Source organism: Paenibacillus sp. OK003, from assembly GCF_900109515.1.
In the GTDB taxonomy this organism is placed as follows: domain Bacteria; phylum Bacillota; class Bacilli; order Paenibacillales; family Paenibacillaceae; genus Paenibacillus; species Paenibacillus marchantiae.
The window spans coordinates 1-14,305 of the sequence record NZ_FOBD01000007.1 but is presented as its reverse complement, the minus strand read 5'-3'; the positions used below and the strand labels follow the sequence as shown (position 1 = coordinate 14,305).

13 protein-coding genes and 1 pseudogene are annotated in these 14,305 nt (G+C 47.4%); 4 read left to right on the top strand and 10 right to left on the bottom strand.

Features of this window, described 5'->3' with window-relative positions; genetic code table 11:
• The first annotated feature begins 51 nt into the window (after positions 1–51).
• Together queF and BMW94_RS11910 are read left to right on the top strand one after the other, a co-directional pair.
• Positions 52–543 (top strand): preQ(1) synthase, encoded by a 492-nt coding sequence (queF, locus tag BMW94_RS11915; RefSeq protein ID WP_063564570.1) that lies wholly within the window; start codon positions 52–54, stop codon positions 541–543.
• A gap of 389 nt (positions 544–932) precedes the next feature.
• Positions 933–2,201: an MFS transporter gene (locus BMW94_RS11910; RefSeq protein WP_090999064.1), complete on the top strand. Its 1,269-nt coding sequence runs from the start codon at positions 933–935 to the stop codon at positions 2,199–2,201.
• Positions 2,202–2,750: 549 nt separating this feature from the next.
• Here the strand turns inward: BMW94_RS11910 and BMW94_RS11905 are convergent.
• The 8 genes from BMW94_RS11905 to BMW94_RS11870 all read right to left on the bottom strand — a co-directional run bounded on the left by BMW94_RS11905 (position 2,751) and on the right by BMW94_RS11870 (position 11,650).
• On the bottom strand, positions 2,751–3,599 hold the full coding sequence (locus tag BMW94_RS11905; RefSeq protein WP_090998527.1) for an EcsC family protein: 849 nt from the start codon (positions 3,597–3,599) through the stop codon (positions 2,751–2,753).
• Between the two features lie 201 nt (positions 3,600–3,800).
• A complete protein-coding gene (locus BMW94_RS11900; RefSeq protein ID WP_090998523.1) occupies positions 3,801–4,781 on the bottom strand; it encodes a glycoside hydrolase family 43 protein in 981 nt (326 codons plus the stop codon).
• Positions 4,782–5,733: 952 nt separating this feature from the next.
• Positions 5,734–7,155 carry an arabinan endo-1,5-alpha-L-arabinosidase gene (locus tag BMW94_RS11895; RefSeq protein WP_090999062.1) on the bottom strand — a complete coding sequence of 474 codons (1,422 nt, stop codon included), beginning with the start codon at positions 7,153–7,155 and terminating at the stop codon, positions 5,734–5,736.
• Positions 7,156–7,211: 56 nt separating this feature from the next.
• Complete coding sequence (locus BMW94_RS11890) at positions 7,212–8,054, bottom strand: carbohydrate ABC transporter permease (RefSeq protein ID WP_076290170.1); 843 nt, start codon at positions 8,052–8,054, stop codon at positions 7,212–7,214.
• Positions 8,055–8,080: 26 nt separating this feature from the next.
• A complete protein-coding gene (locus BMW94_RS11885) occupies positions 8,081–8,971 on the bottom strand; it encodes a carbohydrate ABC transporter permease (RefSeq protein WP_062324023.1) in 891 nt (296 codons plus the stop codon).
• Complete coding sequence (locus tag BMW94_RS11880; RefSeq protein WP_079695169.1) at positions 8,955–9,140, bottom strand: hypothetical protein; 186 nt, start codon at positions 9,138–9,140, stop codon at positions 8,955–8,957. Before BMW94_RS11880 ends, BMW94_RS11885 begins: the two co-directional genes overlap by 17 nt.
• 76 nt (positions 9,141–9,216) lie before the next feature.
• Positions 9,217–10,557, bottom strand: a complete 1,341-nt coding sequence (locus BMW94_RS11875) for an ABC transporter substrate-binding protein (RefSeq protein WP_090998521.1) — start codon at positions 10,555–10,557, stop codon at positions 9,217–9,219.
• 133 nt (positions 10,558–10,690) lie between these two features.
• Positions 10,691–11,650, bottom strand: coding sequence for an arabinan endo-1,5-alpha-L-arabinosidase AbnA (locus BMW94_RS11870; protein WP_090999059.1), 960 nt, complete (start codon positions 11,648–11,650; stop codon positions 10,691–10,693).
• Between the two features lie 352 nt (positions 11,651–12,002).
• Between BMW94_RS11870 and BMW94_RS11865 the strand changes: the two genes are divergently transcribed.
• Positions 12,003–12,920, top strand: coding sequence for an ArsR/SmtB family transcription factor (locus BMW94_RS11865; RefSeq protein WP_090998519.1), 918 nt, complete (start codon positions 12,003–12,005; stop codon positions 12,918–12,920).
• A gap of 86 nt (positions 12,921–13,006) precedes the next feature.
• On the opposite strand, the pseudogene BMW94_RS11860 reads toward BMW94_RS11865, so the two are convergent.
• Positions 13,007–13,105: pseudogene (locus BMW94_RS11860) on the bottom strand (SRPBCC domain-containing protein); the annotation flags it as partial.
• Positions 13,106–13,230: 125 nt separating this feature from the next.
• Between BMW94_RS11860 and BMW94_RS11855 the strand changes: the two are divergent.
• A complete protein-coding gene (locus BMW94_RS11855; protein ID WP_090998517.1) occupies positions 13,231–13,758 on the top strand; it encodes an NAD(P)H-dependent oxidoreductase in 528 nt (175 codons plus the stop codon).
• An 86-nt stretch (positions 13,759–13,844) separates the two neighbouring features.
• Here the strand turns inward: BMW94_RS11855 and BMW94_RS11850 are convergent, their stop codons facing one another.
• Positions 13,845–14,204 (bottom strand): winged helix-turn-helix transcriptional regulator, encoded by a 360-nt coding sequence (locus tag BMW94_RS11850; protein ID WP_090998515.1) that lies wholly within the window; start codon positions 14,202–14,204, stop codon positions 13,845–13,847.
• Positions 14,205–14,305 lie beyond the last annotated feature (101 nt).

The following is a 14,305-nucleotide window of genomic DNA, read 5'->3' as shown; positions in this document are numbered from 1 at the left end:
TATACCGGTCAGCTTCGTGCGTCGCCGGAAATAAGGAGCGTTTACGAATCCATGAGACAACCTGATGAAATGCAAGATCTAACGTTGCTGGGTAACCAGGGCGTAAAATATACGTTTGAATATGATCCGGGAATTCTGGAAAACTTCGATAACAAACACCCGTACCGGGATTATTTTGTCAAATTCAACTGCCCGGAGTTCACCAGCCTATGCCCGATCACGGGTCAGCCGGACTTTGCAACCATTTATATCAGCTACATCCCTGATGTGAAAATGGTAGAGAGCAAGTCTCTTAAGCTCTACCTGTTCAGCTTCCGCAACCATGGTGATTTCCACGAGGATTGCGTGAACATCATCATGAACGACCTAATCAAGCTGATGGACCCACGCTTCATTGAAGTATGGGGCAAATTCACGCCACGCGGCGGCATTTCCATCGACCCATACACCAACTACGGCAAACCGGGCACGAAGTATGAGCAAATGGCCGAGCACCGCATGATGAATCATGATATGTATCCAGAGACGATAGATAATCGTTAATTGGCTAGATACACCAATTATGCTTTGTATAAAATAAAATCATAGAACACACAAATGCCGAAATCTTCTATCTGAAGAAGTTCGGCTTTTGTTTTTTAGTATGGAAAGTGAGCGTTTGCAACCAATCGTCTGGATTGTGCTAGGCAAGAACATATGGTGATAGCGATTTCATATGGATCAGTCCTTTATCATTTCTGATTTAGTAGAACTTTAATAGTAGATTCTTTGAAGTATATCCATAGTTTACATTATAAAGAGAATGTTAATTTCACCTGTTCCCCTTGTCGACCTTTCAAATCTGTCCTATTATGTAACAATATGCTTAGGCACATCACATCATCAGGCGCTGATCCCTCGTGACCGCGACCAAAGGAGAACTGTTCATGTCCATGCAAAATTCATTATCCAAAGACGCCGCTGCGCGTTCGAAAGCTCCACCCGGATTGGATGCTCAAGGTACCGTTTACCGGATCTTAATTGCCATCAGTCTGGTCCATTTGTTCAACGATTCGATTCAATCCGTCATTCCGGCTATTTTTCCAATTCTGAAAGACTCCATGCATCTCACATATACGCAGATTGGGTGGATTTCGTTTGCTATTAACTTTACTGCTTCCATTATGCAGCCTGTTGTAGGCTGGTTTGCTGATAAAAAACCGACACCTTCCATTCTGCCCATCGGCATGGGCTTTACGTTCACAGGTATGCTATTGCTTGCCTTCGCCGACAGTTATATGGCTGTCCTAATCTCCGTCATCTTTGTCGGTCTCGGTTCGGCGGCGTTCCATCCAGAAGGTTCACGAGTATCCCATATGGCCGCAGGGCCTCGTCGGGGTCTGGCTCAGTCGATCTTCCAGGTGGGTGGTAACGCGGGTCAGTCTCTGGCTCCATTGCTCACCAGATGGGTTTTCATCCCGTTTGGGTTGTTCGGTGCCATCGGATTCACGGGCATTGCTGCTGCGGGGATCGCAGTTCAAATCTATGTCGCTCGCTGGTATGGACGCATGCTGCAATCAGGAGGGTATTTGCGTAGACAGGCAGCAGCCCGTCGTGCACCCAATCCGGCATTACGTAAAAAGATTGCTGCTGCCATAACCATTTTGATTCTGCTCGTCTTTGTCCGTTCGTGGTATATCGCTTCGATCGGCAGCTTCTATGCGTTTAACCTGAAGGATACCTTCAACTTGTCCACAGAGGACGCGCAGATCTATATCTTCCTGTTCCTGGCAGCAGGGGCTCTGGGTACGTTCTTTGGCGGTCCACTGGCAGACCGCTTCGGTAAACGCAACATGATCTTCCTGTCGATGGCCGGAGCCGCTCCACTGGCGCTGCTGTTGCCTTACGCCAACCTGTTCTGGACAGCTGTATTGCTGAGCATTATTGGGTTCATCATGTTGTCCAGCTTCTCGGTGACCGTTGTATATGCGCAAATGCTGATTCCCGGCAAAATCGGAACCGTCTCCGGTCTGATTACGGGTCTGGCATTTGGTATGGGCGGTCTGGGCGCACTCGTGCTGGGGAACTGGATCGACGTGTTCGGCGTATCTCCAGTTATGCAGATGTGCAGCTTCCTGCCACTGATCGGTATCTTCACCTTCCTGCTTCCATCGGATAAGTTGCTGAACCGCTGGGCTGAAGAGAACGGTAGCGAAGAATAACAGATCCTATACAACATAAGCTCCAATACACAATGAAACAAAAGTACGCTGTTAAGACAGCCTATTGAAAAGTAACGTTAGATGGTTAACCAACCTCGGATTAATACTTGCATGTGCAAACGGGATGAAGCCTTTACCTTAGGGCTTTATCCCGTTTTTGTTTTGTCAGCGTTAGCGTCAACCATGTGCAGCTTCCAGCACGCGGTGCCCTACTTCATGACAAGGGTGTTCAGCCAACAAGAGCAGCACAGCAGCAACTGAGGATGAGAAATTATTGAATACAGTAGGATCACATGTGTATAACGAATCCATCGCTCTTTAATAGCATCATTTCTGACCATTCGCCAATGTAACGAATCACAGACGCCTTATTCCTCTTGTTTTGAGTGTTTTCGTATCATTTAGTATGATTATCATGCAAATAGCGATGGTGAGATTCCTTAGAATCAGCGCATCCTTCTATACGCCATAATAGGGTGCCCTCGATTCGTTAGCGTCAGAAACAGAACTGAGAGGCTGTGGTCACATAGCCATTTTTGTGAATAGACATCATTGCGAAAGGCGCTGAAGAATCAGCCGTTTTTTGTACAGCATTTTTCCGGCTTCGGCAACATCACGAATCGTATTTTTGTTGCTAACCGAACCGAATACCATGCCGGCAATCGGAATGAGCTGGAACAGCTTTTTCCAACCAAACGATTCACTGTAGGAATTAAAAACCTCCCGCCAGCCCTGCATCTGAGAGATAACCTCAACCTGCTTGTCCGGATTATCGTAATCGGCGAGTTCATCAATTATTGCTTTTTTGCCCACAATATCGGCAGAGGAGAATTGCAGACATTTGACGATAAATATGCGCTCTCGGGGTTCGTCGGGATCATATCCGTAGCATAGCGCCATCTCCTGCAGCACCTTCAGGGAAAGCCCCATCACCATCGGAATATCCGCCGCAATCGTTACAATGCCGCCGATACCTGTTGCGGCCCCTTGTGCAGCAGCAAACCTCGTTCGACTGTCCGTAATGTTATCAGCAGTGCGATCCAATACTTCAAGCGGTAAACCTTCCACACTGTGGATTTTCGTCGTATCTCTTGCCTCTTCATCCTGTTCATCGTAAGAGGTATCGGCCTTCATGGAATAACCGGATTGGATCGCTTCCTCGCGGAGCAGCTCAGCCACCTTCTTTTTCTGAACGAGAAATTTCCCGCCATTCTGCACATACTGACCAACTTCGTTCAGCGAGTCTCCAATCTTCTGTTTCAGCGCTTTGGGCATCACTTTATCCAGCATGGCAAATGGCAAACGTCCAATTTTGTCCCAAATAAACAAGTCCTTCTGCCCTTTTTCCCATTTTAAAATCTGTTCCAGCTCCCGGTCCAATGTCTCGCGTGAATCCATATATGGCCTCCTAATATTATGTGTATAGTGAATTGTATACTCCTCATACGCATTGGTCACGGGATGGTTGCTAATATGCAGACCCTCGTATCCGTCTTTATGTCTTCAAGCCTCCCTTCTCAATGTGTACATAAGTAAAAGCCCCTAATCAGCATGGCTCGCTGACTAAGGGCTTACTATATTAAAACTTTAGCAGTATTATTATTTCGCTTCAGCCGCAGCCTTCCCATCTGGAACAGGGACTCCAAAGTCAGGTGTGCCATCTTCGTTCCAGCGAATAACCTGCGCGCGGGCGTGACGGTTTGGATCATAGAGAGGATCTCCCTCGATGTCCTTGTAGTTTCGTGCGTGATAGATCAGAATATCTGTTTTGCCGTCCGGTGATACCGTAAAGCTGTTGTGACCCGGACCATATTGACCATTCGCTTCACACGTTTGGAATACCGGCTTAGGCGATTTCACCCAGCTCGCTGGATCAAGCAAGTCGGCATTTTCATCCGCAGTGAGCAAACCCATACAATAATTATAGTCGGTCGCACTCGCCGAGTAGCCAATGAAGATCCGCCCATTGCGTTGCAACACTGCTGCCCCTTCATTCACCTTGAAGCCGATAATCTCCCAATCATACTCCGGTGTAGAAATCATGACCTGCTCACCACGGAGCGTCCACGGATTTTCCATTTCGGCAATGTACAGGTTCGAGTTGCCCGGAATGTCCGGGTCCTTTTGCGCCCAGACCAAATAACGGATACCTTTGTGTTCAAACGTCGTTGCATCCAAGGCAAACGTCTCCCAACGCGTCCGAATCTGTCCCTTCTCTACCCACGCGCCTTCGAGCGGGTTGGCCGAGTCATTTTCCAGCACATACATGCGGTGGTCGAAAAGGCCCTCATTGGTTTCGCTGGTATGGGCTGCAGCGTAATGTATGTACCATTTTCCATCGATAAAATGAATTTCAGGTGCCCAAATGTTGGCACTCATCGGTCCTGTCTCATGTTTGTGCCAAGCTGTTACCGGCTCAGCATCTCGCAACTCTTCCAAGGTTTGTGCACGCCGAATCTCAATCCGGTCAAAGGCTGGAACGGAAGCAGAGAAATAGTAGTAGCCATCTGTGTGACGGTACACCCACGGATCAGCACGCTGCTCCAGAATGGGATTGGTAAATGTAATGGAATCAGTCATGGGAATGCTCCCCTTTCAAATGTGTGTGTATGGCTCGGAGAGAAGATTTGAAAAAGCTGATGGGTACAGTGCAAAGACTATTTTGGTGGTGCACCGCGAACGCTCCGGGGGTGGCAGGGCCTTGTCGCTCTCTTGTCCTCCGATTTCTTTTTCCCACCGCTCTTGGCGGTTGAAATCGGATGCCAAAGACGCTCCTTCGGCTCCTTCCTCCCCCTTTGCTGCTGGTGCACCTCAAAAGCAACAGCTTCGCTCTTTCCGCGCTCGCTGAACCAAATCCAAACTCCGAGCCATCAGTGTGGCTCTGTATCTATGGGGTCGCTCGCTTAGCTCGGGCGACTCTCCCCACTCAATGCATGGCTGGCCGTATTTTCTTGGCCAGCTCTTGGTGAACCGCGAACGCTCCGGGGGTGGCAGGGCCTTGTCGCTCTCTTGTCCTCCGATTTCCTTTCCCACCGCTCTTGGCGGTTGAAATCGGATGCCAAAGACGCTCCTTCGGCTCCTTCCTCCCCCTTTGCTGCTGGTGCACCTCAAAAGCAACAGCTTCGCTCTTTCCGCGCTCGCTGAACCAAATCCAAACTCCGAGCCATCAGTGTGGCTCTGTATCTATGGGGTCGCTCGCTTAGCTCGGGCGACTCTCCCCACTCAATGCATGGCTGGCCGTATTTTCTTGGCCAGCCCTTGATGCACCGCGGACGCTCCGGGGGTGGCAGGGCCTTGTCGCTCTCTTGTCCTCCGATTTCTTTTTCCCACCGTTCTTGACGGTTGAAATCGGATGCCAAAGACGCTCCTTCGGCTCCTTCCTCCCCCTTTGCTGTTGGTGCACCTCAAAAGCAACAGCTTCGCTCTAACCGCGCTCGCTGAACCAAATCCAAACTCCGAGCCATCGGTGTGGCTCGGTCCAACCGCTTCACTCGGGCGACCCCACGTAACTTCGTGCCATATCTAAGGCACTTTATTTTTCCGCTGCGCTAATCTGCTTGCCCCAGACGGCAATGCCGCGGTCGTTCAGGCCAGTGACCACGAGCGCTGGCTGGCTTCGCTCCCAGTCCCAGGACGGGAGCAGCTTCAGCTCTTCTGTGGAAGCTCCGCCCCACGGGCTTTCTTTCCACTCCAGCGTCAGTGTTTGATTGCCGTCAAACGTCCATTTGCCTGAACCGTTTTCGCTTTTCAATTTGCCATTGGCTTGCAAGGTGTAAGGCACTGCCTGCACCTGTCCGTCCACCGACGGGTCAACAGCCAGGCCTTCCCACTCCCCGGCGATCATCGACTTCGGAATGTCCTGTGCATACTCACCTGCATAACGTTCCGGTGACACCACAGGCCAGCCGTCCTTGGTCCACAGCATTTTACGCACATGCAGATACGGCCAGTTTTTATCGGTCTCACCTCTCGCATGATGCACGATATAATAATCGTCGCCATCCTTAAGGACGGAGTTATGTCCAGGTGCGACCCAGCCCTCACCTTCGGTGAAGCGGTATCCACCCAGAATTTTGGTTCCCACTTCATATTGAGGCAGATGCTCCGTATCCAGCATGTTCATGCCATTTACATCCGTGTAGGGGCCTGTAATGGAATCAGCGCGGGCTACACGCACGTTATAATCTTCGAATAAGGAATCATAGGAGACGAATAGATAATACTTTTTGAACTCCGGGTTATACACAATATATGGACCCTCCACCGCTCCTTCTTCCGTAGCACGATCACGGGCGGCAATGCGGGTACCATACCCCTCTTCCTTGAACTTTCCGGTTTCCGGATCGAGAGGTGCAATGTATATCCCATCGAAAAAGGAACCGTAGACCATCCATGAATTGCCTTCGGCATCCAATACCGGATTGGCATCAATGGCATTCAACTTATCCTTTTCATTCTCGGATGTTTGAACAACCAACCCTTCATCTGTCCATGGGCCTTCCGGGGACGTGGATGTCTGCAAACCAATAGCCGAACGTGTACTGCCAAAGGTTGAAGCCGAATAATACATCCGGTAGGTGTCGCCAGCCTGAATCACATCCGGTGCCCATAGATTTACCGCCCCTGTCCAATCGAGCGCTTCCTTCGGAATGCCCGGCAATGCTTGACCTACCCATGACCAGTTGATCAGATCATCCGATTTTCGTACCATGACGCCTGGTTTCGCTTCCCCTGCGACACGAACGTCTGTGGAATAAACGTAATATCCCTGATCTGTTTTGATAATGGCCGGATCATGCGCATTGTTTACCGTCCAACGGGATTCGTCGTCCAGAATGGAGGTGTTATACAATTGAGTATCTTGGGGGGCCCCAGGAAAGACCGGCGGGGACACCGCTTCCCCTGCGCCATCTCCAGAACAGCCTGTAACCCCGACCAACAGCAGCAGCAACATGGAAGCAACAACTCCTTTTCCTGAATTCGTCCACCAGCGGAATGTTCTCCGCTGAATCATCCTTTCACTCCAGAGATGGCTACCGATTCAATAATCTGTTTCTGGAAGATCAGGAAGATGATCAATACCGGCAACAGTGCAACAATGGATGCTGCCATAATGAGCGGATAATCCGTCTGAATCGCATACGTGGCATTAAAGTTCGCTATGACGAGCTGCAAGGTCTGTTTCTCCGGTGAATTCAGATAAATAATCGGTGCCAGATAATCGTTCCAGATGCCCATGAACCAGAGAATCAGTTGAGCTGCAATCGCCGGTTTAATGAGCGGGAACGTAATGCTGGAGTACAGTCGGAAATAGGAGCTGCCATCAATTTTCGCTGCTTCAATAATGGCGTCAGGCACACTAAGCAGGTATTGACGAAGGAAGAAGATCATGACGACGTTACCAAATAAACCTGGAACGATAAGCGGCAGCAGCGTGTCCACCCAGCCCAGCTTCGAGAACATGATGAATTGTGGAATCATGACTGTCGGATATGGAATCATCATCGATGCGAGCAATGCTAGAAACAGTTTGTTTTTATGCGGAAATCTCAATTTGGCAAAAGCAAAGGCAGCAATACTCGACGTAAACGTACCGACAACGGTAACACTGACCGCCACGATCAAGCTGTTTTTGATCCCGCTGAGTAGCGGACCTGCTTCCCAGATTTCCTTATACTTTCCGAATTGGAACACTTCAGGTATCCACACAGGCGGAAGCGCGAACACATCCTGCTTCTCCTTCACGGAAGTGGACAACATCCAGATCAGTGGTGCAATCATCGCAATAGCACCAAGTGCCAAAACGATAAAAATGATAGAGTTCGTTAGTTTCCTCTTTTGACTGTAAGACATCTCCGGTTCACTCCTTTCCTAGACCATTAATCCCCATCATAGGCTGATTTTTCGTTCATTTTGAACTGCACCAAAGTAATGACAAAAATGAAAATACCAAGAATCATGGCCATCGCAGAAGCATATCCCATTTGCAGGTTGCTGAAAGCTTTCTGCCAGATGTAGAAGACAATGGATGCGGATGAGTATTCAGGACCACCCGTAGGCGTCATAATGTTCATTTCGGTGAAGATTTGGGAACCACCAATGATATTCGTAACGACGAGGAAAAAAGTAACCGGCTTCACCATTGGCCAGGTGATGTTGCGGAAGATCTGGAATCCGTTCGCTCCATCCAGCTCGGCCGCTTCGTAATATGTACGTGATACACTTTGCAGTGCAGCCAGATACAACAACATCGTATAACCTAGACCTTTCCACACCGTCATAATAATCAGGGCCGGTTTAACTGTATCTTTGTTTGCGAGCCAGTTAGGGCCTTCAATACCGAATAGATCCAGGAATTGGTTCACTAATCCGTAATCCCCGTTGTACGCCCAGTTCCACATGATGGACACCGCTGCGAGGGAAGAAATGACCGGAATATAATAGATTACACGGAACGTCGTTGTGCCGGGGATTTTACGATTCAGACCCATCGCCAGCAGCAATGCGAGCAACAAACCAATGGGGATACCCAGCATCAGATAAAAGGTGTTGAACATGGCTTTGTAAAACAGATCATCCGTGAGCAAATCCTTAAAATTGGCTAAACCGATAAAGTTCATCTGTCCCAAGCCATCCCAATCCGTAAACGAACCGTACAAGGAATATAGGAAAGGGAACAGGACAAAGATCAGCAAACCAAGAACCGGAGGCAAAATAAACAAATATCCGTACAGCCTCTCTTTGCGATACAAACTAGATTTTGTAATCACTGCGCTCACCCCTGTTTCTAATATCAGCATGTTGCATGAATCGATGGATGCCTGCTTGTTTGATCAATTCATGCAACATGCCCGTATGGAATCCAAAATGATGCCAGCAGCGTGATAGCAGGCTGCTGGCACCGCCTTTTTTGAAAACGGAATTAACTACTCTATCCATTTAGCGTAAGCTGCTTCTCTCTAGAACCTACTCTTCAATCTTTCCAGCCACATTATTTCAGCATGTTGCAACCTGCTTATTTCTGAGATTTCTTCTCTTGCTCTACCGCTTTGTCCAACAGCTTCTGCATTTTCGGCTGCTGCTGCTTCACATATTCTGCGGCTGTAATTTTGCCATCCAATACCGGCTGAATGTCGGTGAAGAACAGGTCATACCATTCCGCATTGTACGTGTAGTTCCCTGGAAGAGAACGGCCATAATCTTCTACGATATCAATGAATTCTTGTTTGTTGGCTGGTTTCGTTGATGTATCTTTGGCCCATTCGTCAGCCATATCGAGCAGATTCGGAATTTGTACTTTGGCATCTACCAACTGCTGCATGCCTTCCTGGGAAGCTGTGAGGTAATTAACTAATGCTGCGGCCTCTTCCGGATATTTCGTTTTGGCCGATACACCGATACCCAGTGAACCGATCCACGTTGCGGATTTACCCGTAGAGCCCGCAGGGAAAGGCAGCAAATCATATTCGAAAGGCAGTTTCTCGAATGTACTCATATCCCACGGACCTACTGGGAAGAAAGCCATTTCTCCTTTCATCCAGCGTTGGTACGTATCCAATGTTTGCGCTTCCTCAATAGAAGGCGTGATTTTGTATTTATTTTGCATGTCCGCAAAGAATTGCAGTGCTTCCGCGAATTTCGGATCATCAATGGTTACCTTTGTTTTGCTATCATCCAACCAGTCTGCACCATTGCTCCATACGAAGGACTGCAAGGCCCACTGTACGTTAAAGCCTGTACCAAATACGTCCGGTTTGCCGTCTCCATTCGTATCCTTGGTCGCTTGCTGGTTTACCTTAATGAACTCATCCCATGTGTAAGGCTTGTCCTTATCAGGGAATGGGATGCCTTCTTTTTCAAATAATGTCTTGTTATAACCAAGTGCAAACGGACCCAGATCTTTCGGCATGCCGTAGAGATCGCCCTGACCTGCCATTTTGCCATCATAGCGATACAGATCCACACCATATTTCCAGATGTTATCCAGATCTACATCCGCATTATTTTCAACGTAAGGTGTCAGATTCATCAACACATTGCTGTTCACATAGGCTTTTATATCGCCAGGGTTAAAATAGAACACGTCCGGCAAGCTGTTGCCTGTAATGGCAGCTCTCAATTTGGTTGCGTATTGATCCGCAGCTGTTACGATAATTTTGACTTTGACACCTGGATGCTCTTCTTCAAATTTCTTAACAACGGCTTGATATGCCTTCTGTTCATCCGTGCCGCCCCGGAACATAAATGTCAATTCCTTGTCTCCGCTTGAACCACTGCTGCCACCGCAGCCTGCAAACACGATTGCGCTTACAAGCATTAGAAGCACAAGTGTGACCAAACTCTTTTTCTTTACCATCTGAACCCCTCCTGATCTGGATTTGTAACCGTATTCAAGTAGATAAAATAAGATTTCTGTTGTTAAATTTATCAAATCCAGATCACTTTAGTCAATACTTTATTAAAACATTTCATATTTATTTAAAACAAAATCAGTATGTTGGCCATCCGCTGGAATCCCACAGCAAGTCGTTAATTAGCAATTTCGGATTGCCATTATCCTCAGCATCATAGGCATGGCGCGCAATCACATTACCGTTATACACATCCTGACCGCCCGGTCCCTTCCACTTGACATTCCCCGAATCCAACAGGGTTCCACCGCCATTCAACATGTTCACACCGTTTTTGTCCACATACGGACCTGTAATACTCGTTGAACGTCCATAGACCATTTTGTACGTGCTATTCACGCCCTGGCAGCAGGAATCAATCGAGGCAAACAAATAATAATAACCGTTACGGTACACAATACTCGGTGCTTCGATGGCCCCGCCATTATTCGGACGCGCCGCTATGGAGGATATGCTTCCGGTCGGTTTCATCGTGGTTTTGTCGAGCTTCACAATCTTTAAGCCGCTCCAGAAAGAACCGAAAGCAAGCCACGGGTTGCCTGAAGCATCGATGACCAGATTCGGATCAATAGCGTTATAATCGTTGGCGGTTGTCGTTTGAAGTACCAGCCCCTCATCCTTCCACTGACCTGCTCCAATGCTGGTTGCAGACGCAAGGCCGATTGCCGATCTGTTGGAGCCAAAGGTAGAGATGGAATAATACAGCCACACTTTTCCGTTGTACTGCTCAACGTCAGGTGCCCATACATCCAGACCGCTCTGACCCGGAACGGCCGAGGCCCACCAGGATGGCTTGCTCAGAAAAATTTGCGGAACGCGGTACCATGAGGTCCCATTATCCGATTTCAGCACCTGAATGCCAGCACCGGTTGAGAAGGTATACCATGAGCTGCCTTCTTTGATGATGGATGGATCGTGGACGGCAATATCTCCGGTCAGATTCCAAAATGCTGCGAATGCCCGAGACTGACCCGCCAGTAGCAAAACAAGTACAAGCAGTGCAGGTAAAGCCCAACGTTTCTTCCTGAATCCTGTCATGCCTTTGAACTTTTCCAAATCGAATTCCACCTCTCCTGATCAAATAGTCAATTTGGTTCATGAAGTATTAAAACAATTTAGGTATACTAGGATTATAAAAGCGGTTACATTACATTTCAATGGTATATTTCAAATATATATGAAATGATTCAAGTTATTTTTTAAAGTAAATATTCAACATTTTATGAATAATACACTCATTTATGCTATGTATACAAGGGATTTGGCATCCTTTTCTCCGCCCTTCCCTTCCTTCGGGTAATCATTTATAATTATCTAAAACAAACCATATAAATGTGCAGAAGCCTGGATCAGAAAGGCTTTGTTCAGAACGTGGAAAGGAAAACCACCTATGATTTATATTAAAGATCTGATGTCTGGCGTTAATATTTTCAAGGCACTCAGTTCGGAAATCCGAATTCAGATTATTGAGTTGCTTGCCAAGAACCAGAGTCTTAACCTCAATGATCTCGCAACCAAACTGGGGCTCAGCAATGGCGCCATTACAATGCATATTAAGAAATTGGAAGAAAGCGGTCTGATTGAAATCAATACTGCGGTTGGCAAACATGGAATTCAGAAGATTTGTTATCTCAATGAGGAAAAACTAATGGTAGACCTGCGTTCACAGGAGATTTTTAACCGATACGAGGTTGAAATTCAGGTAGGTCATTATAGCGATTATCAGGCAGCTCCTACATGTGGTCTCGCCACCCGAGACAGCATCGTCGGTGAGTTCGATGATCCGCGCTACTTTGCTGACCCACTCCGTATTGATGCAGAGATGATTTGGCTGGCCGAAGGTTATCTGGAGTATCGTATTCCCAACTACCTTAAGCCTAACCAGACGTTCAGCGAAATCCAGTTGTCCATGGAATTGGGTTCAGAAGCGCCAGGTTTTTGCGATAACTACCCTTCGGATATTTATTTCTACGTCAACGGCATCGAGATTGGCTGTTGGACGAGTCCAGGAGATTTTGGCAATACCCGGGGTACGTTCAATCCAGACTGGTGGCCGCCGCATCTGAATCAATACGGGATGCTGAAGCTGATCCGCATCACCCAAGAGGGCAGCTATATTGATGGATGCCGCATCTCCGATGTTACTCTGGACCAGATTGGCCTGGATTACAAAAGCGATATCCACTTTCGAATTGCTGTAACGGACGAACCAGTGAACAAACGGGGATTGACGATTTTCGGCAAAAATTTTGGCAATTACGGGCAGAACCTGCTTGCCCGTGTGCTCTATAATGTGCAAGAGGAATAATGACGTCATTACGAGCACACCATGTTATAACTTAAACATCAACAAACAGCCGCCAAGCATAAGCCTGGCGGCTATATCTATTTTGATTACTTAACCTTGCCTAGACACTCTGTTAGACGGTCCCATGTTTCCGTAATTCCTTGCAATATGCCCATATTCATGACTGTTTGGAGTGCCTCTATGGAACATACAAAACGACTGGTGGTGCTTACCTTGAGGTAAGTACATGTACTAAAAGTGCGTACTTACATCATGGCAGTACTCCCTTTATACTCAAGAAATAGTAGAGCTTAGGGAGGAAGAATACAATTTGAAAACACTTGTCATCGTAGCACATCCCAACCTGGAAACGTCGGTCATCAACAAACGGTGGATAGAAGAACTCCAACAATATCCGGAAAAATATACGGTACATGAGCTTTATAAAGTTTACCCCGATGGACGTATTGATGTACAGCAAGAACAGCAGCTCATTGAAAGTCATGACCATCTGGTCCTGCAATTTCCGTTCTATTGGTTTAGCAGCCCGCCTCTCCTTAAACAATGGCTGGATGAAGTGTTTACGTATGGCTGGGCTTATGGCTCCAAGGGAGACAAATTACAGCAGCGCAAGGTCGCCTTGGCCGTATCTGCCGGAATCAAAGAGGCCGACTACACGGAAGAGGGTAAATACCGCTATACCCTTGAACAACTGTTAACTCCTTTTGAGACGACCTTCTATTACTGCGATGCTGATTATCGACCATTCTTTGCCTTCTATGGGGCAGAACATGAGACTACGCCAAATGAATTGGAACAAAGCGCACAAAACTATTTACGTTTCATAGATAACCTATAACACTCACTCCAAGCAGATCAAAAAGCAGTATCTCCGATACAGGAAGATACTGCTTTTTTTGATTTTTTAATCTCACAACCTGATCGTTAGCCTTGCATTAACCCCGGGGCAGAAGCCATATTGGCTTCTCCCCAATCACACATCATATCTAACAGCGGCATCAATGATTGTCCCCGTTCCGATAACGAATATTCCACTTTGGGCGGAATTTGGGGATATTCTTTGCGTAGAATCAGATCATGTTCCTCCAACTCCTTAAGCATGACACTCAATGTTTTGTGGGAAATGGTACCAATTCTTCGCTTCAGCTCATTATGTCGCATCACCTTGTTTTCAGACAGCCAATACAGAATAACCATTTTATATTTACCGTTGACCAGGGACAGCGTATATCCAAAGCCGGTATCTTTTAGCGCCACGCCCGTTGGAACACAGGTTTCTCTCACACTCATCCCTCCTCGTATAGTATTTTTTGAAGGCAGTTTTGACTGAATTACCAGTTCCCGAGGGAACTGGCGAACGCCTTGTGAATTTCCAGTTTGCTCTT

Coding starts and splice junctions, on each gene's coding strand:
- BMW94_RS11870 (WP_090999059.1), bottom strand. CDS start 11,650: ATGACAGGATTCAGGAAGAAACGTTGGGCTTTACCTGCACTGCTTGTA.
- BMW94_RS11910 (WP_090999064.1), top strand. CDS start 933: ATGCAAAATTCATTATCCAAAGACGCCGCTGCGCGTTCGAAAGCTCCA.
- BMW94_RS11895 (WP_090999062.1), bottom strand. CDS start 7,155: ATGTTGCTGCTGCTGTTGGTCGGGGTTACAGGCTGTTCTGGAGATGGC.
- BMW94_RS11875 (WP_090998521.1), bottom strand. CDS start 10,557: ATGGTAAAGAAAAAGAGTTTGGTCACACTTGTGCTTCTAATGCTTGTA.
- BMW94_RS11880 (WP_079695169.1), bottom strand. CDS start 9,140: ATGGATAGAGTAGTTAATTCCGTTTTCAAAAAAGGCGGTGCCAGCAGC.
- BMW94_RS11900 (WP_090998523.1), bottom strand. CDS start 4,781: ATGACTGATTCCATTACATTTACCAATCCCATTCTGGAGCAGCGTGCT.
- queF (WP_063564570.1), top strand. CDS start 52: ATGAGACAACCTGATGAAATGCAAGATCTAACGTTGCTGGGTAACCAG.
- BMW94_RS11905 (WP_090998527.1), bottom strand. CDS start 3,599: ATGGATTCACGCGAGACATTGGACCGGGAGCTGGAACAGATTTTAAAA.
- BMW94_RS11890 (WP_076290170.1), bottom strand. CDS start 8,054: ATGTCTTACAGTCAAAAGAGGAAACTAACGAACTCTATCATTTTTATC.
- BMW94_RS11865 (WP_090998519.1), top strand. CDS start 12,003: ATGATTTATATTAAAGATCTGATGTCTGGCGTTAATATTTTCAAGGCA.